The organism is Belnapia rosea, assembly GCF_900101615.1.
Taxonomy (GTDB): Bacteria; Pseudomonadota; Alphaproteobacteria; order Acetobacterales; family Acetobacteraceae; genus Belnapia; species Belnapia rosea.
In genome coordinates, this window is sequence record NZ_FMZX01000001.1 from 82,748 (window position 1) to 107,749 (window position 25,002).

A 25,002-nucleotide genomic window follows, 5' to 3' on the forward strand; every position below is an offset into this window, starting at 1 on the left:
GGGCGCGCCGGTGGCGCCCCCGCCATCCCTCAGGGCTTCGCCGCCCCGAGGAAATTGCCCCCGTCGTCATAGGGCCAGGACAGCCCCCATTCGCCGTAATAGGCCCGGCAGGCGGCCATGTCGGGCAGGTAGCTCGCCTGCCCCTCGCGGAAGGCGGCGAAGCGCGTGTCGGGCTTGACGCCGGGGTGCTTGCGGTCCGGCGGCGGGGTGAAGTCGTCCTGCGCCCCGTGCTGCAGCCGGCTCTGCAGCCCGGTGTTCAGCAGCCGCACCGCATCCATGGCCTCGCGCTGCCAGGCGCCCTGCTTGGCGCCCGGGGTGAGGGAGGAGGCGAAGAGCTTGCGGTAGCCGCCTTCCTGCGCCTTCGTCCAGAGGCTCATCATGTCGTAGTCCGAGACGAAGATGTTGCGCCGCTCGGGATGCACGCCGAGCCCGCTCTCGCCCGACTTCACCGTGTTGCCCCCGCTGTCATGCCCGTCCGCCCAGCGCTTGGGGCGGAAGATGCCCTGGAAGGCGACCGCGCCCCGCTTCGGGCAGCGCATGACGATGAGAAGACCGTAGCGCCGGGTGGCTTCCTTGAAGGTCGCCACATCCTCGGGGCCGATATCGCTCTCCTGGGCGAAGAGCACTTCCGCCGGCCCCACCTGCGATCGCGCCTGGTTGAGGCGCTGGAACACCGCCAGCTCGGCGATGGAAGCCTTCAAGGTCATACCGCCCGTCCTCCCGGCACGGCACCCATTATGATGCCGAATTGGGTCCGCCGGCCAGGATCGCGCGCGGGATGCCTTCCGCCGCCGCACCGCCGATGCCATAAGGCCGAGCCGTGCGAACCCTGTACCACATCCCCCTTTCGCCCTTTTGCCGCAAAGTACGCCTGGCCCTGGCGGAAAAGCGCATCCCTTTCGAGCTTCGCATCGAGCGGATCTGGGAGAGGCGGCCGGAATTCGAGCAGATGAACCCGGCCGGGACCGTGCCGGTCCTGCTGGAGGAGAACGGCCTCGTCATCGCCGACAGCTATGCCATCTGCGAGTACCTGGACGAGGCCTATCCCGACCTGCCGCTGCTCGGCCGCACCCTGGCCGAGCGGGCCGAGGTGCGGCGGCTGGTCGCCTGGTTCGACGGCAAATTCCACGATCAGGTCACCCGGAACCTGCTCTACGAGAAGCATACCAAGCGGCTGCTCGGGCGCGGCAACCCGGATGCGACGGCCATGCGGGCCGGCTACCAGCATATGAAGCAGCACATGGACTATATCGGCCACCTGGCCGAGAACCGTGCCTGGCTGGCCGGCTCGCAGCTCAGCCTCGCCGACTTCGCCGCCGCCGCGCATCTCTCGGCCCTCGACTATATCGGCGACGTCAAGTGGGAGCTCAGCGAGCCGGCACACGACTGGTATGCGCGGATGAAGTCCCGCCCGTGCTTCCGCGGGGTCCTCGCCGACCGGATCAGCGGCCTCGCGCCGCCCGAGCACTACTCCGACCCGGATTTCTGAACGCTTCGGCGCGGCCTCGCCAGCCCGCCTCAGTTCCGGTTGTCGTTGCAGGCATCCGGCGCCGGCTGGGCGCCCGGCGCGAACAGCCCCGCCGCCAGCATCCGCCGCGACCGGGCCAGCCGGGCCGGGGCGATGAACAGGTTCAGATCCTCTGCCTCCGCCCTGCTCATCTGCGTCAGGCGCAGGACCGCATCGGTCGTGGGGCCTTCCGGCAGGTGGCTCCTGCCGCCCAGCACATGCGTTTCGTCCGTCATCATCGCCCCAGGGATCCCGGCCTGTTCGTTCGAGGCCAGAATGATCCGAAGCTGGCGATACCGCGACCTCGGAAAAATGCGTATATGTTCCGCGGTCGTGAGGAGGTGGCATGGGACGGATCGGCCCGGAGGAGCGTAGCGGCCTCGGCAACCCCTGGTCCGCCGCCGGGCTGAGCCTGCCGCTGCCGCGCCGCAGCACCTCCTTCCGGCTGCATCTCGTCGCAATGCTGCTCGCCGCCTTGCTGCCGGCCTGCCTGAGCATCGCCATCGCGCTCCGGCAGGAGATCGACGAATACCGCAGCACCTTCCGTGAGCAGCTGGAAGCCGCCGCCCGGACCGCGGCGCAGGCAGTCGATGCGGAACTCTATGGCCGCATCAACCTGGCTGCGGCGCTGGCCGCGATGGCGACGGATGGCCGGGCCCTGACCCTCGACGAGAGGCTGCGCGCGGTGGCGGAGCGGCTCGGCACCGGCGTCTTCATCTATGGCCCGCCGCCGCGCCTCGAGAACCTGGCCAGCTCCCGCCAGCCGCCCGGCGTGCCGCTGCCGCCGGCCCCGCCGAATTCGGGCCCGGCCGATGCCGTCCCCCGCATCTTCGCCGAGGGCACGCCGCAGATCGGGCGCGGCTGGTTCGGCCCCTTCGCCGGACGGTGGCTCGCCGGCGCCTACGCCCCGGCCAGGATCGACGGCCAGGTCACGGCCGCCATCGGCGTCGGGCTGGACCTGGAGCGGCTTGGTCGGCTGCTGGAGAGCCAGCTGCCGCGCCGCCATGATTCGGCGCTGCTGGTCGACCATTACGGCACCATCCTCGCCCGCTCGGCCTCGGCCCAGCCGGAGGTCGGCGAAAGGCTGCCGGGCTGGATCCTGGCCGAGCCACCCCAGGGCCAATCCGGCATCCTGTTCGGCAATGGCCCCCAGGGCGTGGCTCAGATCCATGGCTTCGCCCGCCCGATCCATGCGCCGGGATGGCTGGTCCTGGTGAGCATCCCACTGGCCGAGTACGAGTATGGCTGGCGCGGCCCGACCGCGCCGCTGATCCTCGGCACCATCCTCGCCCTGCTCGCCGGCGCCGCCCTGGCGATGATGCTTGCCCGGCGTTGCCTGCGCCCGGTCGCGGCCCTGACCGAGCGCGCCGCCGGCATCATCGCCGGCCTGCCGCCGGACCTCGCGCCGCCGCCCTCGGCCGTCCGGGAATTCGCCCTGCTCGCCAACTCGCTGACCGCCGCCCATGCCGCCCTGCAGCGCGAGGCCGCCGCCGCCCGCCATGAGCGGGAGCTGCTGCAATCGGTGATCGACGGCACCCCGGACATGGTGAAGGTGGTCGGGCTCGATGGCCGGACCCTCGTCGCCAATGCCGCGGCCCATGCCTTCTTCCGCCTGCCGCCCGGGGCGCTGGTCGGGCTCCGCGTCTATGACCTGTTGCCGGAGGCGCTGGCCGCCCGCGCCCGGCGCCATGACGCAGCGGCGCTCAGGGCCGGCCGGGCCGTCACCGAGGAGTACAACGGGCGCCTTTTCACCGACCGCTGCCTGATGGTGACCAAGGTGCCCTGGCGGGACCCCGCCCAGGGCAAGGTCGCCGGCATCATCACCCTGATCCAGGACGTCACCGAGCAGCGCAGGACCGAGGCCGAGCTGCGCCGGGCGGAGGATGAGATGCAGCGCCTCGGCCGCCGCGCCACGGCGACCGTCCTGGCGAGCGGCCTCGCGCATGAGCTGAACCAGCCGCTCACCGCGGCGACCAACTACCTGCGCGCCGCCGAGCGGCTGGCCGCGGCCACGCCCGACCTGCCCCGGCTGCCACTGCTGCGGGATGCGCTGCGCGGCGCCGCGGAACAGACGCTCAGGGCCGGCGAGATCATCCGCCGCCTGCGCGACTTCATGACCCGGCGCAATGGCGGCGCCGTGCCGGAGCCCCTCAGCGCGGTGGTGGAGGAGGGGGTGCGCCTCGCCCTCGGCGGCCTTGAGACCGCGGGCCTCCATCTCCGCGTCGAGGTGGAGGAGGCGCTGGCCGGGGCGCTCGTGGACCGCGTCGCGGTACAGCAGGTCCTGGTCAACCTGGTCCGCAACGCGATAGAGGCCATGCGCGGGCTGCCGCAGCGGGAGCTGACCGTCACCGCCACCCGGCGCATGGCCGAGGGCGGATGGTGGATCGACCTCGCCGTCGGCGACACCGGGCCCGGCCTGCCCGCCCCGGTGCGGGAGCGCCTGTTCGAGCCCTTCGTCAGTACCAAGCCCGACGGCATGGGGGTGGGGCTGGCCATCTGCCAGCGGATCGCCGAGGCCTGCGGGGGCGGCATCGCCGTCGCCGCCGCCGCCGGCAGTTCCGGGACCGTCTTCACCCTGTCCCTGCCCCTCGTACCCTCCCTGGCGCCCCCCTCGGCCGAGGCATGAGGCTCCCCGCCACACCGCTGCTCGTGCCCGTCGTCGATGACGATGCGGCGGTGCGCGATTCGCTCGGCCTGCTGCTGCGCACCGCCGGCTACGAGACCTGCGGCTTCGCCTCGGCCGAGGCGCTGCTGGCCGCCTTGCCGGCCGAGGCCGGCTGCGTCATCGCCGATGTCCGCATGCCGGGCGGGATGGATGGCGTCACCCTGGTGCAGACCCTCCGCCGGCGCGGCATCACGTTGCCGGTCGTGCTGGTCAGCGGCCATGGCGACATCCCGCTGGCGGTGCGGGCGATGAAGGCCGGGGCCGTCGATTTCATCGAGAAGCCCTACGAGGACACTGCGATCCTCGGCGCCGTCGCCACCGCCCTGGCCGACCATGCCATGCCGACGGATGCCGAGGCGGTGCGGCAGGTCGCCCAGCTCTCGCCGCGGGAGCGGGAGGTGCTGGTCGCCCTGGTCGCCGGGCAGCCGAACAAGGCCATCGCCCATGAGCTCGGCATCAGCCCCCGCACCGTCGAGGTGCACCGGGCGCGGGTGATGGAGAAGCTCGGCGTCCGCAGCCTCTCCGCCGCCGTGCGGATCGGGCTGATGGCGGGGCTGGTCGGGTAGGGGTCAGGCAGCTTCCGCCGCATCCACCTCCCGCCCGCGCCCGGCCTTCCGCATCACCTCGGCCAGATGCGGCCGGATGGCGAGCTGGTGGCGGTAGATCGCCGCCGCAGCGCGGGGCAGGGTGCCGCCACGCCCGAGCATCGCGTCGCCCAGCTCGAGCAGCCGCAGATTCGGCCAGGTCTTCTCGCGGATGCCGAGCACGCCCTGCAGGATGGCCTCGGCGCTCGCCTCCGGCCTCGCCTGGGCCAGGATCAGCGCCATCCCTGCCGTCGAGCGGGAGATGCCGACATGGCAATGCACCAGCAGCCGAGAGGTCGGCTCCGCCAGCAGGCCGCGGCCGAATTCGAGGATCGCCGCCGCATGCTCGGGCCCGGGTGCGACCTGGCCATCTGTTGGCTCGATGATGTCATGGAAGCGCAGCTCCAGACGCGCATGCTCGCCGAAGCTGCCGAAGGCCTCCGGCTCCGCCCGGTCGGGATCGAGGATCGAGAGCACATGGCTGACGCCGGTGGCGCAATGGCCCTCCAGCTCCTCGATGCCGCAGACATGGATGGGGAAGGGGACGATGCTGCTCATGCCTGCAGCCTGCGCTGCGCCGCAGGCGTGGTCCAGGCTTGCATGGCGGGCGGCGCTGGCCCATGTTCCCGTTTCGTGCCGATGGGGAATGCTGCTTGGCCAAGGACCGCGCCCGCTATGTCTGCCAGGCCTGTGGCGCCGTCTATCCGAAATGGGCCGGCCGCTGCGACGCCTGTGGCGAGTGGAACACCTTGCAGGAGGAAGCCCCGGCGACGGCGCGCGGCCCCGGCCCGGCCGCCAAGGTGGCGGGCGGCCGCCGCGTCGAATTCGTCGGCCTCCAGGGCAGCTCCGCCCCGCCGCCCCGCATCCCGACCGGCCTCGCGGAACTGGACCGCGTGCTGGGCGGCGGCATCGTCCCCGCCTCGGCCGTGCTGGTCGGCGGCGACCCGGGCATCGGCAAGTCGACCATCCTGCTCCAGGCCGCGGCCCGCATCGCGGCCGGGGGCCACCGGGCCCTCTATGTGAGCGGGGAGGAGGCGATCGAGCAGGTCCGGCTCCGCGCGCTGCGGCTCGGCCTCGAGCAGGCGCCGCTGGCGCTCGCCGCGGCCACGGCGCTGCGCGACATCGTCGCCAGCCTCGAGCAGGAGCGGGAGGCCGAGCTGGTGGTGATCGACTCGATCCAGACCCTCTGGCTCGACGCCCTCGATTCCGCCCCCGGCACCGTCGCCCAGGTCCGCGCCTGCGCCGCCGAGCTGATCCGCCTGGCGAAGAGCCAGGGCTTCGCCCTGATCCTCGTCGGCCATGTGACGAAGGAGGGCACGCTCGCCGGCCCCCGCGTGCTGGAGCACATGGTCGATGCCACGCTCTACTTCGAGGGCGATCGCGGCCACCAGTTCCGCATCCTCCGCGCGGTGAAGAACCGCTTCGGCGCGACGGACGAGATCGGCGTCTTCGAGATGACCGAGCGCGGCCTGGTCGAGGTGCCGAACCCCTCCGCCCTGTTCCTGGCCGAGCGGCGCGGCAATGTCTCCGGCTCGGCGGTCTTCGCCGGCATCGAGGGCACCCGCCCGGTGCTGGTCGAGGTCCAGGCGCTGCTCGCCCCATCGGCCGGCGGCAGCCCGCGCCGGCAGGTGGTGGGCTGGGACAGCGGCAGGCTGTCGATGCTGCTGGCGGTGCTCGAATCGCGCTGCGGCCTCACCCTCGGCATGAACGACGTCTACCTGAACATCGCGGGCGGCCTCCGCATCGCCGAGCCGGCCGCTGACCTCGCTGTCGCCGCGGCGCTGGTCTCCGCCGCGACCGACCGGCCGACCGACCCGGAGACGGTCTATTTCGGCGAGGTCGGCCTCTCCGGCGAGGTCCGCCAGGTGGCCCAGGCCGAGGCGCGGCTGCGGGAGGCGCAGAAGCTCGGCTTCGCCGCCTCGGTCCTGCCGCGCCGCGTCGCCCGCGGTGGCCGGACGCCGAGCGCGCCGGACGGGCTCCGCCTCACCGAGATCGGCCATCTCGCCGACCTGGTGGCGCCCTTCGCCGGGCGGTCGGTGCGGAAGGAGCCGGCCAAGGCGGGGTAAGGTGCGGGCCGGGCAGGGCGTTGGGCGGTGCATTGCAGCAATTCCGCCACACTGGCGCCCGGCGCGGTCCTGCCCCGCTTCCGCCGCGGTTGGACACCCCCAGCCCCCGTCGCTATATGCGGCGGCACGATGACATGGGTCGATGCTGTGGTCCTGGCGGTGCTGGCCGTATCGGCCGTGCTCGCTTTCCTCCGGGGGCTGGTGCAGGAAGTGCTGGGCGTCGGGGCCTGGATCGGCGCCGCCGCTCTGGCGCTGATGCTGCGCCCGACGGTCGCGCCCCTGCTCCAGGGCACGGTCGATCCCCCATGGCTGGCTGACGCGCTGGCTGCCGGCGGCGTCTTCCTCGTCGTGCTGATCGTGCTGAAGGTGCTCATCGCGCAGGTCGCCCGGCTGGTGCAGAACTCCGTCCTCGGCGGGACGGACCGGGCGCTGGGCCTGGTTTTCGGCCTCGCCCGGGGTGCCTTTCTGGTGGTGCTCGCCTATATCCTCGGCGGCATGGTACTGCCGGCGACCGAGCGCTGGCCGGAGCCCGTGCGAGAGGCGCGGGCCCTGCCGCTGGTGATCGAAGGTGCGCAGTGGCTCGTGGCGCAGCTCCCCCCCGACTACCGCCCCCGCGTGGCCTCCCCCCCGGCCCGCCCCGTGCCCACGCAGGAAGACTTCGAGCGGCCGCCTGCCCGCAACCGGACGTGAGGACCCCCTGATGACCGATCAGTCCATGCGGCTCGCCGGCCCCGACGACGACAAGTTCCATGAGGAATGCGGCGTCTTCGGCATCTGGAACACCAATGACGCGGCGGCGCTGACCGCGCTCGGCCTGCATGCCCTGCAGCATCGCGGGCAGGAGGCCGCCGGCATCGTCAGCCTCGACGAGGGCGGGATCTTCCACGCCCATCGCGGCCGCGGCCTGGTCGGGGACACCTTCTCGGACGCCAAGATCATGGCATCCCTCCGCGGCCGCGCCTCGGTCGGGCACAACCGCTACGCCACGACCGGCGAGACGGCGCTGCGCAACGTCCAGCCCCTCTATGCCGATTTCGCCTTCGGCGGCTTCGCCGTCGCGCATAACGGCAACCTCACCAACGCGCTCGCGCTCCGCCGCAGCCTGGTGAACCGCGGCTGCCTGTTCCAGAGCACCACGGACAGCGAGGTCTTCATCCACCTCATCGCCATCAGCCTCTACTCCACCGTGGTGGACCGGCTGATCGACGCGCTGCGCCAGGTGCAGGGCGCCTACAGCCTCGTCGCCCTGCATGACGGCGCCCTGATCGGCGCGCGGGACCCGCTCGGCGTCCGCCCCCTCGTCCTCGGCCGGCTCGGCGGCACGGACGGCGTGCCGACCTCCTGGGTGCTGTGCAGCGAGACCTGCGCGCTCGACATCGTCGGCGCGGAATTCGTCCGCGACATCGATGCCGGCGAGATCATCATCATCGACGACAAGGGCGTCCACAGCATCAAGCCCTTCGGCAAGCAGGCCGACCGCTTCTGCATCTTCGAGTACATCTACTTCGCCCGCCCCGACAGCGTGGTCGAGGGCACCCCGGTCTACGAGACCCGCAAGCGCATCGGCGCCGAGCTCGCCCGCGAGAGCGGCGTCGAGGCCGATGTGGTCGTCCCGGTGCCCGATAGCGGCGTGCCGGCGGCCATGGGCTATTCGGTCGAGAGCGGAATCCCCTTCGAGCTCGGCATCATCCGCAACCACTATGTCGGCCGCACCTTCATCGAGCCGACCGACCAGATCCGCAATCTCGGCGTGAAGCTGAAGCACAGCGCCAACCGCCCGATGCTGGAGGGCAAGCGCGTCATCCTGGTCGATGACAGCATCGTCCGCGGCACCACCAGCAAGAAGATCGTCGAGATGGTCCGCGCCGCCGGGGCGCGGGAGGTGCATATGCGCATCTCCTCCCCTCCGACGACCCATAGCTGCTACTACGGCATCGACACGCCGGAGCGCGGCAAGCTGCTCGCCGCGACGCATGACCTCGAGGGCATGGCGAGGATCATCGGTGTCGACAGCCTCGCCTATATCTCGCTCGACGGCCTCTACCGCGCCCTCGGCAAGCCGGGCCGCGACATGGCCAAGCCGGCCTATTGCGATGCCTGCTTCACCGGCGACTACGCCATCCCGCTGAGCGACGCCCAGGCGAACAGCGACCAGCAGCTCTCCCTGCTGCGGGTCGGCTGATGACGCGGCCGCTGGAGGGATCGGTCGCCCTCGTCACCGGCGCCTCCCGCGGCATCGGGGCCGCGGTGGCGCTGGAACTCGCCCGGCTCGGCGCGCATTGCGTGCTGACGGCGCGGACCCAGGGTGCGCTCGAGGAGATGGACGACGCCATCCGCGGCGCGGGCGGGCAGGCGACGCTCTTCCCGCTCGACCTCGCCCGCGATGCCGAGAAGATCGACATGCTCGGCCCCTCCATCGTCCACCGCTTCGGCCGGCTCGACATCCTGGTCCATGCCGCGGGGCTGCTCTCGAAGCTCACCCCGGTCGCCCATATCATGCCGCCCGACTGGCAGCAGGCCGTCGCGGTGAACCTCACCGCCACCTGGCGCCTGATCCGCACCTGCGACCCGCCGCTGCGCGCGGCGCCGGCAGGCCGCGCGGTCTTCCTCGCCGATTCCGTGGCCGAGGCGCCGCGCGCCTATTGGGGCCTCTACGGCTTCGGCAAGGCCGGGCAGGCGCATCTGGCCCGCTCCTGGGCGGCCGAGGTCGAGAGCACCCCGCTCCGCGTCAACCTCGTCGATCCCGGCCCCGTCGCCACCCGCCTCCGGGCCGTCGCCATGCCTGGCGAGGACGCGGCCAGCCTGCCGCAGCCGGCCGATGTCGCGCCAGCCATTGCCGCCTTCTGCCAGCCGCAGGAAACCCGGCATGGGGCCACCGTCGCGCTGCGGGCGTGAATTACCGCCACGCCTTCCATGCCGGCAATTTCGCCGATTGCATGAAGCACGCCCTGTTGGTCGCCCTGCTGCGGGCGCTGGCCGCGAAGCCGGCGCCCTTCCGCGTGCTCGACACCCATGCGGGCATCGGCACCTATGACCTCGCGGCGCCGGAAGCCGGGCGCACCGGCGAGGCCGAGCGCGGCATCCTGCGCCTGCTCGATATCGAGGATGGCCCGCTGGCCGACTATCTCGACCTGGTCCGCGCCGCCGGCGCCCCGGCGCGCTACCCCGGCTCACCGGCCCTGACCCGTGCCCTGCTGCGGCCGCAGGACCATCTGGCCGCCTGCGAGCTGCACCCCGAGGACCATGCCGCCCTCCGTGCCCATTTCCGGCGGGACGCGCAGGTCTCCATCCACCGGCGGGACGGGTGGGAGGCGCTGCGGGCCCTCACGCCATTTCCGGAACGGCGCGGCCTCGTCCTGGTCGACCCGCCCTTCGAGCAGGAGGGGGAGTTCGATCGCATGGCCGCCGGCATCGCCCTCGTCTCCCATCGCTTCCGCGCCGCCATCCAGGCCTGCTGGTACCCGATCAAGCACCGCGCCCCGGTCCGCGCCTTCCACACCGCGCTGCAGGACTCCGGTACCCGCGACCTCATCGCCGCCGAGCTCTGGCTGCGCGAGCCAACCGATCCGCAGCGGTTGAACGGCTGCGGCCTGCTCATCGCCAACCCGCCCTGGCATTTCGAGGACCAGGCCGCCGCCATCCTCCCAGCGCTGCTGGACCGCCTCGGCCAGGGTGAGCCGGGCGAGGGCTGGGCCGTTACCCGCGTCACCGGGGAATAGGGCGGTGCCGCGCATTGCCATCATCGGCGCCGGCGCCTGGGGCACGGCGCTCGCCTTGCAGGCGGCGCGGGCGGGCTGCGCGGTGGTGCTCTGGGCGCGCGATCCGGGCCGTGCCGCCGCCATGCAGGCAGCACGCGAGAACACCCGCCACCTGCCCGGCACGCCGCTCGATCCCGCCATCGCCGTCACCGCGGATGCCGGCGCGCTGGAAGGGGCGGACTTCGCCCTGCTGGCCGTGCCGACCCAGCATATCCGCCCGCTGCTGGCCCGGTTGCCCGAGGCGCTGCCGCCGCTCATCCTCGCCGCCAAGGGAGTGGAGCAGGGCAGCCTCCGCCTGCCGCTCGAATTGCTGGAGGAGATCCGCCCCTCCCATCCGGCGGCGATCCTCTCCGGGCCGAATTTCGCCCATGAGGTCGCGGCCGGGCTGCCCACCGCCGCCGTGCTCGCCAGCCGCGACCCCGCGCTGCGCGAATCCGCGGCCGCGCATCTCGCCACGCCCGGCTTCCGCCTCTATGGCAGCGACGACCCGCTCGGCGTCCAGGTCGGCGGGGCGGCGAAGAATGTCATCGCCATCGCCGCCGGCGCGGTGATCGGCGCGGGGCTGGGCGAGAATGCCCGCGCCGCCCTCATCACCCGTGGCCTCGCCGAGCTTTCCCGCCTCGTCACCGCCCTTGGCGGGCGGGCGGAGACCGCCGCCGGCCTCTCCGGCCTCGGCGACCTGCTCCTGACGGCGACCGGCCCCTCCAGCCGCAACACCGCCCTCGGCCTTGCCCTCGGCCGTGGCCAGACCCTGGCCGAGGCGCTGGCGGGCAAGACCAGCGTCGCCGAGGGCGCCGCCACCGCGCCTGCCTTGCTGGCCCGTGCCACCGCCGCCGGTGTCGAGCTGCCGGTCTGCGCCGCCGTCACCGCGCTGCTGGCCGGCGAGGCGACGGTCGCCGAGGCGATGGCGCGGCTGCTGGCCCGTCCGCGCCGGGACGAGTAGGCACCACCCCCACCTGCCGGCATTGCCGAACCAGCAGGCAGCCCCCGCAGCGCGGCCGCTCGCCGGTGCAGATCGCCTTGCCGAAGGGTACCAGGCGCTCGTTGATCTCGATCCAGTAGCGCTCGGGCAGCACCGCCTCGAGCGCCCGCATCGTCCGCTCCGGCGTCGCCGCCGCGACATAGCCCCAGCGGTTGACGATGCGGTGCACATGGATGTCGACCGATATCGCGGCCTTGCCGAAGCCGATGCCGAGCGTCAGCGCCGCGATCTTCGGCCCGACGCCGCGCAGCGCCATCAGCCCCTCGAGCGTGTCCGGCACCGCGCCCGCCGCGGCGATATGGCGGGAGAGGGCGAGGATGTCCCGTGCCTTGGGTTCCGGGAAGGTGGCGCCATGCAGCAGCCCGATGAGCCGCGCCTCGTCCAGCGCCGCCATCGCCTCCGGCGTCCGCGCCACGGCGAAGAGCCGCTCGGAGACGGGCAGGCTCACCTCGTCCCGGGTGCGGGCCGAGATCAGGGCCGCGACGAGCTGCTCGAAGGGCGTTCCATGGCCGCGGTCCCGCAGCTCGAACATCGCCGCCTTGGGCAGCTTCGCCACCGCCTCCCGCAGCAGGCGGAAGACGAGATCGATATCGAAGGGGGCCTTGCCGGTGTCATCCATGCGGCCCCAACGCGGCCGGGGCCGGCAGGTGCTACCGTCCGAGCGCCATCCGCATCGTCGACGCCAGCTCCTCCAGCCGGTAGGGCTTGGGGAGCACGGCGATCCCCTCCGCCTCGGCATGCTGCTTCGCGGCCTCGGAATAGGCGGTGGTCAGCACCACCGGCAGGTTGGGCTGGCGCCGCTTCACCTCGCGCGCCAGATCGACCCCGTTCATCCCGCCCGGCATCATAACATCGGAGAAGACGATGTCGATGTCGCGCCCATCGGCCAGCGCCCCGAGCGCGGCCGCGGCACTCGCCGCCCGAGTCGCCTCGAAGCCCAACTCGGCCAGCATCTGCCCGACCAGCGCCGCCACCTCGTCGTCATCCTCGACCAGCAGCACATGGCCGAGGCGTTCATGGGTGGGCCGCGCCGCCTGCAGATCCAGCAGATGCCGCTCCAGCGCCGTCGGCACGCGGGTGGAGCGCGGCAGCAGCAGGCGGATGCACGTGCCCCGCCCGATCTCGGTCTCGACACGCACCGTGCCGCCGGATTGCTGGGCGAAGCCATAGACCTGCGGCAAGCCGAGGCCGGAGCCCTTGCCGATATCCTTGGTGGTGAAGAAGGGCTCGAAGATGCGGGCCTGCACCTCCGGCGTCATCCCGGTGCCGGTATCGGCGACCGACAGCTCGACGAAATCGCCGCGCAGCCCCTCGGCATCGAAGGCCGGCCGGTTCACGCCGCGGATGGCGATGGTGCCACCCGCCGGCATCGCATCCCGCGCATTGACCGCGAGGTTGAGCATCACGAGCTCCAGCTCGCCGGGATCGACCTCCACCGGCCAGAGCCCCTCGGCGAAATCGAGCGACACATGGACATCGCCGCGCAGGCTGCGGTCCAGCAATTCGCGCATGCCGCCGATCTGGCGGCGGAGATCGACCGGCTCGGCCTTCAGCGGCTGGCGGCGGGAGAAGGCGAGCAGCTGCCGCGTCAGCCCGGCGCCGCGGCTCGCCGCCTGGCGCATGCCATCCATCAGCACCTTCCGCCGCTGCGGGTCCCGCTGCCGCCCAAGCATGTCGAGGCCGCCCGAGATCACCATCAGCAGGTTGTTGAAGTCATGCGCGACGCCGCCGGTGAGCTGGCCGATCGCCTCGATCTTCTGGGCGTGGCGCAGCGATTCCTCGATCCGCTCGCGCTCGGCGATCTGTGCCCGGAGCGCCGCGTTGGCCGCCTCCAGCTCCTGCGTGCGGGCAGCGACCAGCGCCTCGAGCCCGCGCGCCGCCTGCTCGCGCTCGGCGAGATGCGCCCGCACCTCGTATTGCCGCCGCCGGGCACGGACCGCCGCCTGCATGGTGCTGGTGAGGGTGATGGCCTGCACCGGGCGCTCGAGCAGCGACACGTTCCGCAGCGCCGGGACGAGGCGCGAGCGCCAGGCGACGACCGGCGGCGTCTGCCGGTGGCTGGTGAGGATGACGAAGGGCATGTCGGACCAGGGTGGCTGCCGCTCCACCCAGTCGAGCAACGGCTCGATCGGCTGGCCGATCAGCGCCTCCTCGGCGACGAAGACCGCATCCGCCCCGCGCTCCAGCCCGGCGAGCAGGGCATCCAGGCCGGGGCAGGCCTCGGCGGCGAGCGCTGCCCGCCGCAGCAGGTCCGCCGAGGCGGTGCCGTCCCGCCCGGTGGGCGCCAGCACCAGCACGCGCGGGGCGGCGACGTCAGCGAGGACTTGATTCATCGTCGAGCAGCGGTGCGCTGGTGCCGCTGTAGAGCGGCGTGCCGGTGAGGATCCCGCTGAAGTCGCGCAGCGGCGGCCCGATGGCGACGCCGCCCCGCCCCAGGCGGAATTCGCGGATCGAGTGCTCATGGGCGCCGCTCCGCTTCTTCGCCACCGAGAGCGCGCGCCGGACCGTGCCCTCGAATTCGAAGTAGCGCAGCATGAGCACCGAGTCGCTGAGATAGCTCAGGTCGATCGGTGTCTGCGTCGGGCCGGTCAGCCCATGCTGCGCCAGCACCAGCATCGTCAGCACGCCGCTCTGATTCAGGTAGCTCAGCAGCTCATGCATCTGCAGGATCAGGAAGCGCTCATCCGGCATGGCGCTGAGATAGCCGTTGAGGCTGTCGATGATGATGACACGCGCATGGTCCTGCTCCACCGCGGTGCGGACCAGATGGATGAATTCGCCGGGCGAGAGCTCCGCCGGGTCGATCTGCTGGACGCGGACGAGGCCATCCCGCATCGCCGCCTCCAGCGGCAGCGCCAGTGCCGTGGCGCGGGCGAGGACTGTGGCCCGGCTCTCGTCGAAGGCATAGATCACCGCATGCTCGCCGCGCGACGCGGCGGCGAGCGCATAGATCAGCGTCAGCGAGGATTTGCCGACGCCGGCGGGACCGAGCAGCAGCACGCTCGTCCCCCGCTCGAGCCCGCCGCCGAGCATGGCGTCGAGCGCCGGCTGGCCGCCGCTGACCACGCCCGTCGCCACCGGCCCACGGTGCTCCGCCGCGATCAGCCGGGGGTAGATCTCGAGCCCGCCGCGGCGGATGGTGAAGTCGTGGTAGCCGCCGCGGAAGGGCATGCCGCGCATCTTCAGCACCCGCAGCCGCCGCCGCTCGCCGCCATAATCGACCGCCACCTGCTCCAGCGTCACCACGCCATGGGCGATGGAATGCAGCTGCAGGTCGTCCGCCTGCGAGGACATGTCGTCGAGCATCAGCACGGTGCAATCGCGCCCGGTGAAGAAATGCTTCAGCGCCAGGATCTGCCGGCGGTAACGCAGCGAGTTCTGCGCCAGCAGCCGCAGCTCCGACAGGCTGTCGAAGACGATGCGCGCCGGCTCGAGCGCCTGCACCTGGTCGAAGACGAGTTGGGTCGTCTCGCTCAGCTCGATCTCGGCGGGGTGGAAGACGGTCAGCTCCCGGTTCGGGTCGAGGCTCGCCTCCGGCGGCACCAGCTCGAAGACGGTGACGGCGTCGAGCGACCAGCTATGGCGCTTGGCCACCAGCCGCAATTCGCGCTCGGTCTCGGAGAGGGTGATATAGAGCACCCGCTCGCCCTGCCTGACGCCCTCGAGCAGGAACTGGATGGCCAGGGTGGTCTTGCCAGCACCGGGCCGGCCTTCGCAGAGATAGAGGCGATTGGCATCCAGGCCGCCGCCGAGGATATCGTCGAGCCCGGCGCTGCCGGTCGAGACCCGCGGCGGATCAACCTCCATGGGATCGGCACTGTCAGGCTGATCGGTCATCCGCTCCACCAAATCCGGCTCATCGCCCGAAGGGGAGGCAGCCGATCACGCGCGGCCGGCGGGGGCCGGCAACGGCGCCCTGGGCGCTGAACGGGAACGCCCGGGCGAGGAAGCGGTTCCGCAGCGAAAGAGTCCTTCAGCCCGAGCGGTCGAGCCCGGGGCCTTCCAGCCCCGGCAGCCAGTCATCCACCGGTTGGCCGCCACGCCGGGCCGCCGCGCGCTTCGCCGCATCCGCCCGGCGGCGGATCAGCTCGTCGAGCAGCCGGTCCATGGTCTGCCACAGCGGCTCGTCGCCCTGCCGCTCGCTCATGACGAAGCGATGCGCGGCGAGCGTCACGTTCAGCGTGCCCCGGGTCGTCTCCGGCCGGGGGCTCCGCATCTGCAGCAGCGCCTTCTCCACCTCCTCGAGCGGCAGGCCGAGCTTGGCGGCGATGGCAGGCGGCGCCTCGCCCTGGCGGCGGAGCGCGCGGGCCTTGCGCGCCTCCTGCTCGGTCAGCGCGATGTTTGGCCGCAACGCCTTGCTGGTGCGGGACATCTCGCCCGACCCGGTCCCCGGCGGCTTGCCCTTGAACGCCATCGCACCGCCCTCCGTGCTACTCCGCCGCCTGCTTCTGCTGCGCGCCGGGCCGGCGGACCCGCAGCCGCCGGATGCGCCGCGGATCGGCCTCGAGCACGCGGAATTCGAGGCCCGAGGAATGCGAGACCAGCTCGCCCTTGGCCGGAACCCGGCCGGCCAGGGTGAAGACGAGGCCACCCATCGTATCGATGTCGGAGGCGCGCTCCTCATCGGTCAGCACGGGGCCGAGCTTCGCCTCGAAGACCTCGACCGGCGTCCGCGCATCCAGCTCGATCGTGCCATCGGGCTTCTCCACCAGCTGCGGCGGGCCGGGCTCGTCATGCTCGTCGGCGATGTCGCCGACGATGGTCTCGACCAGGTCCTCGATCGTCACCAGCCCGTCGATGCCGCCATACTCGTCGACGACGAGGGCCATGTGGATCCGCGCCTGGCGCATCTGCAGCAGCAGGTCGAGCACGGGGACGCTCGGCACCACGAAGAGCGGCTTCCGCAGGATGGCCTTCATGTCGAAGGACGCATCGTTGCCGACGCTGGCGAAGACGTCCTTGATGTGGACCATGCCGACGATGTCGTCGAGCTGCTTGCGGAAGACCGGGTAGCGGCTGTGCCCGTCCCGCTGGATGAGCTTGATGGCCTGTTCCAGCGTGTAGTCCTCCGGCATCGCCATGATGTCGGCCCGCGGCAGCATCACGTCGCCCGCGGTCTTGTCGCGTAGCTTCAGCACGTTGCCGAGCAGCGCCCGTTCCTGCGCATCGAGGTCGGTGCCGCGCTGGCCGGGTTCCGTCACGCCCTGGGGCAGGTGCGGCTCCTCGATCAGCTCCTCCATGCGGTCGCGGACGCTCTCCGCCTCGCGCCGCCGCAGCAGCCCCTGCAGCCGCCAGAGCAGGCCGTCGCGCCCCTGCTGGCCATTCCCGTTGGAGGCGCTCATGCCGCATTCCTCCAGGGATTCGGCAGCCGCATCCGGTGCATGGCCCGCGCCTCGGCCCGCTCCATCCGTCGCGCCTCGCCGGCGGCCAGGTGGTCATGGCCGATGAGGTGCAGCGCGCCATGGGCGACGAGATGGGCGAAATGCGCGGCCAGCGCCTTGCCGCCCGCCTCCGCCTCGCGCCGCACCACGCCGAGGGCGAGGGCGATGTCGCCGAGATGGCCCGGCGCGCCGGCCGGGAAACTCAGCACATTGGTCGGCTTGTCCTTGCCGCGATGCTCGCCGTTCAGCCGGCGCAGCATGCGGTCATCGGCCAGCAGCACGGTGACGAGGCCCTCGGCCCCGCTCTCCGCCAGGGCGGCGGCGACGGCACGCCGCGCCAGCGCCTCGGCCCGTGGCAGGAACCGGCGCCAGGCCGGGTCCTCCACCACGACATCGACCTGCACCACCGGTGCGGCCCTGTCCTGCATCCCGAAAGCTGATTGGAGGGGATCCTCCAGGGTCTCGTCTTCGGGACGACTACTGTCCGGTTCCATCGCGTTCCTTCTTCGGCCCCCGGCCAGGCTGTCCTGCCTGCCCGTCGGCCCGCCCGTAAGCCGCGACGATCCGCGCCACCAAGGGGTGCCGCACCACGTCGCGTTCGTCGAAGCGGGCTACCCCGATGCCGTCCACCCCGTCGAGGATGTTCAGCGCGTCGATCAGCCCGCTTCTTTGACCGCTCGGCAGATCGACCTGGGTCGGGTCGCCGGTGATCACCATCCGCGTCCCTTCGCCCATGCGGGTCAGGAACATCTTGATCTGCGCCGGCGTGGTGTTCTGCGCCTCGTCGAGGATGGCGTAGCAATGCGCCAGGGTGCGGCCGCGCATGAAGGCCAGGGGCGCGATCTCGATCTCGCCCGAGGTGATGCGGCGCGCCACCTGTTCCGCCGGCAGCATGTCATGCAGCGCGTCATAGAGCGGGCGGAGATAGGGGTCCACCTTCTCCTTCAGGTCGCCCGGCAGGAAGCCGAGCCGCTCCCCCGCCTCCACCGCCGGACGGCTGAGCACGATCCGGTCCACCCGTCCGGCCTGCAGCAGCGCCACGCCCTGGGCCACGGCCAGGTAGGTCTTGCCGGTGCCGGCCGGGCCGATGCCGAAGACCATCTCCTGGCGCGCCAGCAGGTCGATATAGCCTGCCTGGGCCGGCGTGCGCGGCGCGATGGCTCCCTTGCGGGTGCGAATCTCCGGCCGGTCCTGCAGCGGCAGGCGCGGGTCGCCCTCCGCATCCCCTTCGGCCATACGCAAGGCTGCCTCCACTTCAGCGGTCCCGACCGGCTGGCCCTTCTCGAGCCGCCGCCACAGGGCACGCAACGCCACTTCCGCCACCTCGGTCCGCGCCGCACCACCGGCGATGGTCAGCCGATTCCCGCGCGAGCCGAGCCGGACACCCAATCGCTGCTCGATCCGGGCCAGATGGCGGTCGTGTTCCCCGTAGAGAAGGGGGAGCAACGCGTTATCGTCGAATTGCAGCGTGACGCTCCGCTGCTCCGGCGAGGTGGGGGGAAGGGAGGCAGGCCGCGGGCCGCGGGCCTCCCCGGCGCGGAAGACGATGGGGGCGGTGTTCAAGCGGGGGCGGGCTCCTCTGCACGCAGGCTTGGGGATGGGGCGTCTTCGGCCAGAAGCAGGCCGGAGAGGGAATTCGGATGGGCGGCGAGGATGCGGACGGGCACCTCCCGCCCGATCAGCGCGGCCGGGCCCAGGAGGTGCACCGGCTGCAGCCAGGGCGAGCGTCCCGCGACCTGGCCCGGATGCCGGCCCGGCCCGGTGAGCAGCACCGGCATGGTGAGCCCGATGCGGGAGCGGTTGAACGCCTCCTGCTGCTCCCGCAGCAGCGCCTGCAGCGCCTGGAGGCGGGCATCCTTCTCCGCCTCCGGCACCTGGAGGGGGGCGCCCGCGGCCGGCGTCCCGGGCCGGGGCGAATACTTGAAGCTGTAGGCGCCGGCGAAGCCGACCCGCTCGACCAGCGCCATGGTCTGCGCGAAATCCGCCGCCGTCTCGCCCGGATGCCCGGTGATGAAGTCGGAGGACAAGGCGAGGTCCGGCCGCGCCTCCCGCAGCCGCTCGACCACCGCCAGGAATTCGGCGGCCGTGTGCCCGCGGTTCATCGCCGCCAGCACCCGGTCGCTGCCCGACTGCACCGGCAGATGGAGGTAGGGCATCAGCGCCGGCACGTCCCGGTGCGCGGCGATGAGGTCCTCATCCATGTCGCGGGGGTGGCTCGTGGTGTAGCGCAGCCGCAGCAGGTCGGGGATCTCGGCCAGTGCCCGCAGCAGCCGCCCGAGCCCCCAGACCCGGCCGCCCGGCCCCTCGCCGTGATAGGCGTTCACGTTCTGCCCGAGCAGCGTGATCTCCCGCGCCCCGGCCGCGACCAGCCGCCGCGCCTCGGCCAGCACCGCCGCCGCGGGGCGGGAATACTCGGCGCCGCGCGTATAGGGCACGACGCAGAAGGAGCAGAATTTGTCGCAGCCTTCCTGCACGGTGAGGAAGGCGGTGATGCCCTGGCTGGCCGCGCCTTCGGGCAGGTGGTCGAATTTCTGCTCGACCGGCATCTCGGTCTCGATGACCGCACCGGCCGCGCGGCTGGCCCGCGCCACCATCTCCGGCAGCCGGTGATAGGTCTGCGGCCCGAGCACGATATCGACCCAGGGGGCGCGGCGGGTGATCTCCGCCCCCTCCGCCTGGGCGACGCAGCCGGCAACCGCCAGCACCATCCCGGCGCCGGCCGCCTCCCGCTCCCGCTTCATCTCGCGCAGCCGGCCAAGCTCGGAGAACAGCTTCTCGCTGGCCTTCTCGCGGATATGGCAGGTGTTGAGGATGACCATGTCGGCGCCCTCGGGCGCATCCACCGGCGCATAGCCGAGCGGGGCCAGCACATCCGCCATGCGGCCGCTGTCATACACGTTCATCTGGCAGCCCCAGGTGCGGAGGAAGAGCCGCCGCCGTGTCGCTGCACCATTTGCTGTCATGCCGAGCCCCAACCCCACCGCAAAAGCCACCCCATCGGCGCCATGGCGCCGGGGCTGCTTGCGCAAATGCGCAGGCGGGGTGCCGCGGTCAAGCGGCGAGGGGCCGGGGCATCGCCCCGGGGAAGGGCGAGAATCGCATGATGGGCCAAGGGTCGGGCTTGCCGGGCGCCGGGGTCAAGCGCGCCGTGGTCACAGTCGCTTGCCGGGCGGCGCGGGGCCGCCGGGCGCCATGGCCGGTCGCCGGTACTTCAAACCGTGGCCAGCGGCGCCGCCGGGCGGTTCTGCCGCAGCTGCGCGGCGCCGGCCGAGACGGTGGCCCAGCTCGCCGCGGCCATCGCCTTGCGGTCCGGCAGGGCGTCGGGGCTGAAGGGCTCGTGCAGCACCACCGTCGCCCGCGCGCCGCTGCGGCGGGCCAGGCGCCAGAAATGGCTGCCGATCTCCATGTCGCCATACCAGGCGAAAAGCGGCCGGTCCCGCCGGCAGGCCGGCAGCCCGCCCAGCCGGTCATAGACGAGGGAGACCGGCTGCACCTGCCGCGCTGCCCCGGCGGTCGCCAGGAACGAGCTGCGGAAGGGCAGGACCCGCGCGCCGTCGCTGCTGGTGCCCTCGGGGAAGAGGATCAGGCTGTCGCCGGCCGCCAGCCTCGCCCTCATCGCCCCCGCTTCGCTGCTCGTCCGCCCGCGGCTGCGGCTGACGAAGACGGTGCGGCCGAGCCGCGCCACGGTGCGGATCAGCGGCCAGGTGCCGACCTCGGCCTTGGAGACAAAGCAGCCTTCCAGCACGGCGCCGAGCACCAGGACATCGAGCCAGGAGGAGTGGTTGGCGAGGAACAGCACCGGCCCCGCCTCGGCCGGCTTGCCGACCACCTGCACGCGCAGCCCGATCAGCCAGCAGAGCCCTGCGTGGTAGACCCGGGCGAAGACCACCTTGCCCCGCCCCGGCAGCGCGATCAGCACCGCCTGGACGGGGATCGAGACCAGCGTCCAGAGCAGCACCGAGACGATCCGCCGGACCGCCCGGATGCGCCCGCCCAGCGGCCTCTCGTCGAAGACGTCGAAGAGCCGCCCACCGGGCAGGCCGCTCTTGAACCGCAGGGGCTTCTTCCGCCGCAGGCGGCGGGGGCGAAGGGCGTCGATCGGGTCGCGGGCCACGGCTTCCATAAGAGGCAGCGGATAGCCTGCGTTCCGTGACGCCGCAATGTCGCCGCCGCGACGGCTCGATGATATCCGCCGGGCGTCAGGCCGCGCCGAGCGCCACCCAGGCAATCTCCGGCGGCGTGCGGAAGCTGAAGCGCATCAGGTGCCGCGACACCACCTCCTGCACCTGCTCCAGCGCCGCCGCATCCTCGGCCTCGGCGCGCAGCAGCAGCACGCCGCCCTCCGCCTCCAGCAGGCACAGCCCCATGGGAAAGGCGATGGCGCCATGCCCCGGCTCCTGCGTCACCGGCAGGCGATGGGCGAAATGCTTGCAGAGCTGGCCGAGATAGCGCGCCGGGCTCTCGATCGCCACGCGGGCTTCGGACCGTGCCATCGGCGTCAGGCCTGCTCGACCGCGACGGCGGCGGCATCGATCGCGGCGGCGATGGCCGCGACCTCCGCCTGCTCCAGCCGGCCGCGCCGCAACCGCAGCCGGAGCGCGAGCTTCAGGTTCTCCATGGCGCGCAGGATCTGCGGCGAGAGCCCGCCCTCCGCCCCATGCTCCGACAGCCGCGCCAGGATCGCCGAGGCGGCCGGCTGGTTGGCATCCAGCCAGGCCTGGCCTTCGGGCGTGATGGCATAGAGCTTGCGCGGCCCCGCCTCGCTGCTGATGGCGATATGGCCGATCTCCTCCAGTAGGGTGAGGGTCGGGTAGACCACGCCCGGGCTCGGCGTATAGGCGCCGCCCGCGCGCTCCTCGATCGCCTTGATGATGTCGTAGCCATGGCGCGGCGCCTCGGCGATCAGCGCCAGCACCAGCAGGCGCAGGTCCCCATGCTCGAGCAGCCGGTGGCCCCGCCCGCCGCCCGGCCGGCCGTGCCGGTGCCCCTCGCCATGGTGCCGGCCGCCATGCGGCCCGAACTCGCCCCGTGCGTGGCGATGGCCGCAGGGGCCGCGCCAGCCATGGCGGTCGCTGAAAGGGGATTTCATGGGCAAACTCCGACTGTGTTTCGACATATCGAAAACTTAGATATGTCGAAACACAGTCTTGAACAAGCCCCGTCAGCGATGGTTCAGCCGGCCGCGGCCTCGACGGCCCGCAGCACGATGCCCTCGGTCAGTACCTGCGGCAGCACCTGCGGCGCCCCGCCGCCGGCGGGATAGACGAGGTAGAGCGGCACGCCCTCCCGCCCATGCTCGCGCAGCAGGGCGCCGATCGTCGCATCCCCCTGCGTCCAGTCGCCGGTGAGGTAGGCCAGGTTCCGCCCGGCGAAGGCGGCCTGCACCGCGCCGCTTCGCAGCACCAGCCGCTCATTGACCTTGCAGGTGATGCACCAGGCGGCGGTGAGGTTGACGAAGACCGGCCGCCCCTCCGCCTGCAGCGCCGCGACCCGCGCCGCCGACCAAGCCTCCGCCGAGGCCTCCGTGCCCGCCGCCGCCGGCGGCGCCGTTGCCAGGCCGGGCAGCAGGGCTAGCGCACCGATCATCGCCGCACCGGCCAGCACCCGTCCCACCCGGCCACCGCCGCGCTGCGCCAGGCCGAGCGCCCAGGCGGCGAAGCCGATCAGCACCGCGCCTACCAGCAGCACCAGCAGCCCGTCCGGCCCGGCCTGCTGCGTCAGCACCCAGGCCAGCCAGGCCGCCGCGCCATACATCGGGAAGGCCAGGCCCTGCCGCAGCGCCTCCATCCAGCCGCCCGGCCGCGGCAGCCGCCCGGCCAGGCCAGGGAAGAGGCCGAGCACCGCATAGGGCGCCGCCAGCCCGAGCCCGAGCGCGGCGAAGACCAGCAGCGTCTCGGCGGGCGGCAGGGCGAGCGCGGCGCCGATCGCCGCCGCCATGAAGGGCGCCGTGCAGGGCGTCGCCACCAGCACCGCGAGCGCCCCGGTGAAGAAGCTGCCCGCATGCCCGCCCCGCGCCGCCAGCCCCGCCCCGGCCCCTGCCGGCCCGCCGACCGCATAGACGCCGGAGAGGTTCAGCCCCACCGCCAGCATCAGCCAGGCGAGGCCGGCGACGAAGACGGGCGCGGTGAACTGGAAGCCCCAGCCGGCGGCGACCCCCGCGCCCCGCAGCCCGATCAGCAGCCCGGCCAGGGCGAGGAAGCTCAGCAGCACGCCCGCCGTGTAGCTTGCCGCATGCGCCCGCACCGCGCCCCGCGCGGCGCCGGACAGCCGGGCCAGCGCCATCGCCTTCATCGCCAGGATGGGGAAGACGCAGGGCATGAGGTTCAGCAGCAGCCCGCCCAGCAGCGCCGAGCCCAGCACCTGCCAGAGCGGCAGGGTGGAGACCGTCTCCGGCACGCCCCCGACCGGCGCCGCGACGGCATAGGCCGAGCGCACGCCCGCGGCATCGACCAGCACCACGACGCCGCCGAGCGCGGCGGGCACCGGGGCGCCCTCGGGCCGCGCCAGGGCGAGGGTCAGCGCGCCATCCCGCGCCCGCAGCGGCTGCGGCGCCGCATTCTCGATCAGCCCGGACTCCTCGGGGAAGAACACCGCCTCCCGCACCGCAGCCGCCGAGAGGCCCTCGCCCTCCAGCGTCAGGCTCCCCCGCGCCCCGGCCAGTGCCGCCCGCGCGGCCCAGGGCGAGGGGCGCGGCAGCGCCGCCTCGGCCGTGGTGAAGAGTGCGGCGAGCGCCCCATCGGCCCGGCCCGCCGGAGCCAGCGGCAGGGTGAGCCGGAACCGTCCCTCCTCCGGGATGCAGAGATCGGCGCAGACCAGCCAGCGCGCCTCCGCCTCGATGACGAGGCCCTCCGGCCCCGCCGTCACCGGCGCCCGGGCCCGCAGCGGCAGCAGCACCTCGTCCTCATAGCCGAAGCTGATCAGCGGGCCGGTGGCGATGCGCCGCGGCGCCGGCCAGTCGATCCCCCCGGCGCTCGCGCCCTCGGGCAGGGTGAGGTCGATCTCCGGCGCGGCGCCTGCATCGCCGGCATTGCGCCAATAGGTATGCCAGCCCGGCGCCAGGCGCAGCCGCAGGCCAAGATGGAAGGCCTCGCCCGGCGCCACCGCCACCCGGTCCGCCACCAGCGTCACGGTCGCGCGGGGCGAGCGCACGGCATCGCTCTCCGCCGACCGGGCAGGGGCCGCCAGCAGGGGCAGCAGCATCAACAGGGCAATGAACACTCGCATGGCGCGATAGAACGGGACGCCCGGCGCGAACCGCAACCCCAAAAACCCGCGGCGCCTCAAAGATAGAGGGCCAGGGACGCATCGCGGCCCTGGCCCCCGGATCACGCTGAAAAACCTCGCTCAAATCCAACCCCGCCGCGGAAGGCCCGTGGCGGGGAAGCTCTCAGGCCCGCGCCGCTTCCAGCCGCCGTGCCAGCCGGCGCATGTCGCGCAGCGCGCCCCGCAGCAGTGCCATCTCGCCATCCGGCAGCAGCCCTTCGCCTTCGGCCTCCACGCGGCGCAGCAGGGTGGCGAGCTTCAGCGTCACATCCGCATGGGTGCCGGCGGGTGCGGCGGCCAGCGCGTCCAGCGCGGCCAGCTCGGCATCCACCAGCAGGTCCATGATCGCCTCGTCTCCGCTCTCGCTGCGCTCGATCTTGTGCAGCCGGTCCGCCAGCTTGACGACATCCTCGGTGCTCCGGGCGGCGGGGCGGGCGAGGGGGAAGACGATGATCTCGGACATGGGGGGCGGTATCCGTCGGCAGATGGCAAGCCGGCCCGGGATAGGGCCGACCCTGAAGGTCAGCCCTGGCGTCCGGCGCCGTTCTGCACCGGCAGGACATAGGCGGGGGGGCAGGCGGTGATGGCGCCGCCGGCGGCGAGGAAGGCATTGACCATCTGGCCGATGGTGGCGCTGTCCGGCGCCCCGGCCTCGCGGCAGCGGCGCTTATGGGCGATCATCGCGCTCAGCGAGCGGCGACGGCTATCGGCGGCGTCGGCGGTGGCGGCGGGCAGGCGCCGTGGCTTGGCGGTTGGGAGCTTGGTCTGCATGGCCAGTCCTCACATTTGCGCGATG

26 protein-coding genes are annotated in these 25,002 nt (G+C 72.7%); 9 read left to right on the forward strand and 17 right to left on the reverse strand.

Annotation, left to right across the window (positions count from 1 at the left end):
* Window positions 1-29: 29 nt before the first annotated feature.
* Window positions 30-707 carry a hypothetical protein gene (locus BLR02_RS00395; RefSeq protein ID WP_090659424.1) on the reverse strand — a complete coding sequence of 226 codons (678 nt, stop codon included), beginning with the start codon at window positions 705-707 and terminating at the stop codon, window positions 30-32.
* Between the two features lie 113 nt (window positions 708-820).
* Between BLR02_RS00395 and fzlA the strand changes: the two genes are divergently transcribed.
* Window positions 821-1,489, forward strand: coding sequence for an FtsZ-binding protein FzlA (gene fzlA / locus BLR02_RS00400; RefSeq protein WP_090659428.1), 669 nt, complete (start codon window positions 821-823; stop codon window positions 1,487-1,489).
* A gap of 29 nt (window positions 1,490-1,518) precedes the next feature.
* Here the strand turns inward: fzlA and BLR02_RS00405 are convergent, their stop codons facing one another.
* Window positions 1,519-1,746: a hypothetical protein gene (locus BLR02_RS00405; RefSeq protein ID WP_090659431.1), complete on the reverse strand. Its 228-nt coding sequence runs from the start codon at window positions 1,744-1,746 to the stop codon at window positions 1,519-1,521.
* A 107-nt stretch (window positions 1,747-1,853) separates the two neighbouring features.
* Between BLR02_RS00405 and BLR02_RS00410 the strand changes: the two genes are divergently transcribed.
* Together BLR02_RS00410 and BLR02_RS00415 are read left to right on the forward strand one after the other, a co-directional pair.
* Window positions 1,854-4,133 (forward strand): ATP-binding protein, encoded by a 2,280-nt coding sequence (locus BLR02_RS00410; RefSeq protein WP_090659434.1) that lies wholly within the window; start codon window positions 1,854-1,856, stop codon window positions 4,131-4,133.
* Entirely contained in the window at window positions 4,130-4,738 is a 609-nt protein-coding gene (locus BLR02_RS00415; RefSeq protein ID WP_090659437.1) for a response regulator transcription factor, read from the forward strand. The genes BLR02_RS00410 and BLR02_RS00415 overlap by 4 nt, the downstream gene beginning before the upstream one ends.
* Before the next feature lie 3 nt (window positions 4,739-4,741).
* On the opposite strand, the gene BLR02_RS00420 is transcribed toward BLR02_RS00415, so the two are convergent.
* On the reverse strand, window positions 4,742-5,314 hold the full coding sequence (locus BLR02_RS00420) for a tyrosine phosphatase family protein (protein WP_090659440.1): 573 nt from the start codon (window positions 5,312-5,314) through the stop codon (window positions 4,742-4,744).
* Between the two features lie 95 nt (window positions 5,315-5,409).
* On the opposite strand from BLR02_RS00420, the gene radA reads away from it, so the two are divergent.
* The 6 genes from radA (at window position 5,410) to BLR02_RS00450 (ending at window position 11,523) form a co-directional block, all read left to right on the forward strand.
* Entirely contained in the window at window positions 5,410-6,822 is a 1,413-nt protein-coding gene (radA, locus tag BLR02_RS00425) for a DNA repair protein RadA (RefSeq protein WP_176849308.1), read from the forward strand.
* A 129-nt stretch (window positions 6,823-6,951) separates the two neighbouring features.
* Entirely contained in the window at window positions 6,952-7,512 is a 561-nt protein-coding gene (locus BLR02_RS00430; protein ID WP_090560429.1) for a CvpA family protein, read from the forward strand.
* Window positions 7,513-7,522: 10 nt separating this feature from the next.
* Window positions 7,523-9,004, forward strand: a complete 1,482-nt coding sequence (purF, locus tag BLR02_RS00435; RefSeq protein ID WP_090560430.1) for an amidophosphoribosyltransferase — start codon at window positions 7,523-7,525, stop codon at window positions 9,002-9,004.
* A complete protein-coding gene (locus tag BLR02_RS00440) occupies window positions 9,004-9,717 on the forward strand; it encodes an SDR family NAD(P)-dependent oxidoreductase (protein WP_090560431.1) in 714 nt (237 codons plus the stop codon). Before purF ends, BLR02_RS00440 begins: the two co-directional genes overlap by 1 nt.
* The gene (locus BLR02_RS00445) at window positions 9,714-10,541 is read left to right on the forward strand and encodes a 23S rRNA (adenine(2030)-N(6))-methyltransferase RlmJ (protein ID WP_090659446.1); all 828 of its coding nucleotides are present in this window, start codon (window positions 9,714-9,716) and stop codon (window positions 10,539-10,541) included. The genes BLR02_RS00440 and BLR02_RS00445 overlap by 4 nt, the downstream gene beginning before the upstream one ends.
* Window positions 10,542-10,545: 4 nt before the next feature.
* Window positions 10,546-11,523, forward strand: coding sequence for an NAD(P)H-dependent glycerol-3-phosphate dehydrogenase (locus BLR02_RS00450; RefSeq protein ID WP_090659449.1), 978 nt, complete (start codon window positions 10,546-10,548; stop codon window positions 11,521-11,523).
* Here the strand turns inward: BLR02_RS00450 and BLR02_RS00455 are convergent.
* From BLR02_RS00455 to BLR02_RS00520, 14 genes are all read right to left on the reverse strand, one after another.
* On the reverse strand, window positions 11,444-12,181 hold the full coding sequence (locus BLR02_RS00455) for an endonuclease III domain-containing protein (RefSeq protein WP_090659452.1): 738 nt from the start codon (window positions 12,179-12,181) through the stop codon (window positions 11,444-11,446). The genes BLR02_RS00450 and BLR02_RS00455 overlap by 80 nt on opposite strands.
* A 31-nt stretch (window positions 12,182-12,212) precedes the next feature.
* A complete protein-coding gene (locus tag BLR02_RS00460) occupies window positions 12,213-13,895 on the reverse strand; it encodes an ATP-binding protein (protein ID WP_090560435.1) in 1,683 nt (560 codons plus the stop codon).
* Window positions 13,876-15,399 carry an ATPase domain-containing protein gene (locus BLR02_RS00465; protein WP_090661451.1) on the reverse strand — a complete coding sequence of 508 codons (1,524 nt, stop codon included), beginning with the start codon at window positions 15,397-15,399 and terminating at the stop codon, window positions 13,876-13,878. Before BLR02_RS00465 ends, BLR02_RS00460 begins: the two co-directional genes overlap by 20 nt.
* A 136-nt stretch (window positions 15,400-15,535) precedes the next feature.
* The gene (locus tag BLR02_RS00470; RefSeq protein WP_090560436.1) at window positions 15,536-15,976 is read right to left on the reverse strand and encodes a hypothetical protein; all 441 of its coding nucleotides are present in this window, start codon (window positions 15,974-15,976) and stop codon (window positions 15,536-15,538) included.
* A 16-nt stretch (window positions 15,977-15,992) separates the two neighbouring features.
* A complete protein-coding gene (locus BLR02_RS00475) occupies window positions 15,993-16,904 on the reverse strand; it encodes a hemolysin family protein (RefSeq protein ID WP_090560437.1) in 912 nt (303 codons plus the stop codon).
* Window positions 16,901-17,371 (reverse strand): rRNA maturation RNase YbeY, encoded by a 471-nt coding sequence (gene ybeY, locus BLR02_RS00480; RefSeq protein WP_090659455.1) that lies wholly within the window; start codon window positions 17,369-17,371, stop codon window positions 16,901-16,903. The genes BLR02_RS00475 and ybeY overlap by 4 nt, the downstream gene beginning before the upstream one ends.
* 49 nt (window positions 17,372-17,420) lie before the next feature.
* Window positions 17,421-18,410: a PhoH family protein gene (locus tag BLR02_RS00485; protein ID WP_245704628.1), complete on the reverse strand. Its 990-nt coding sequence runs from the start codon at window positions 18,408-18,410 to the stop codon at window positions 17,421-17,423.
* 92 nt (window positions 18,411-18,502) lie between these two features.
* Window positions 18,503-19,906, reverse strand: a complete 1,404-nt coding sequence (gene miaB / locus BLR02_RS00490; protein ID WP_090661454.1) for a tRNA (N6-isopentenyl adenosine(37)-C2)-methylthiotransferase MiaB — start codon at window positions 19,904-19,906, stop codon at window positions 18,503-18,505.
* 248 nt (window positions 19,907-20,154) lie between these two features.
* Window positions 20,155-21,066, reverse strand: coding sequence for a lysophospholipid acyltransferase family protein (locus BLR02_RS00495; RefSeq protein ID WP_090659457.1), 912 nt, complete (start codon window positions 21,064-21,066; stop codon window positions 20,155-20,157).
* Between the two features lie 76 nt (window positions 21,067-21,142).
* Window positions 21,143-21,436, reverse strand: a complete 294-nt coding sequence (locus tag BLR02_RS00500; RefSeq protein ID WP_090560440.1) for a DUF2218 domain-containing protein — start codon at window positions 21,434-21,436, stop codon at window positions 21,143-21,145.
* A 5-nt stretch (window positions 21,437-21,441) separates the two neighbouring features.
* A complete protein-coding gene (locus tag BLR02_RS00505; protein WP_218127831.1) occupies window positions 21,442-22,032 on the reverse strand; it encodes a PadR family transcriptional regulator in 591 nt (196 codons plus the stop codon).
* An 83-nt stretch (window positions 22,033-22,115) separates the two neighbouring features.
* Window positions 22,116-24,167, reverse strand: a complete 2,052-nt coding sequence (locus BLR02_RS00510) for a protein-disulfide reductase DsbD family protein (RefSeq protein ID WP_090661458.1) — start codon at window positions 24,165-24,167, stop codon at window positions 22,116-22,118.
* 163 nt (window positions 24,168-24,330) lie between these two features.
* On the reverse strand, window positions 24,331-24,669 hold the full coding sequence (locus BLR02_RS00515) for a hypothetical protein (protein ID WP_090659463.1): 339 nt from the start codon (window positions 24,667-24,669) through the stop codon (window positions 24,331-24,333).
* Between the two features lie 59 nt (window positions 24,670-24,728).
* Window positions 24,729-24,977 carry a hypothetical protein gene (locus BLR02_RS00520; RefSeq protein ID WP_090560444.1) on the reverse strand — a complete coding sequence of 83 codons (249 nt, stop codon included), beginning with the start codon at window positions 24,975-24,977 and terminating at the stop codon, window positions 24,729-24,731.
* Window positions 24,978-25,002 lie beyond the last annotated feature (25 nt).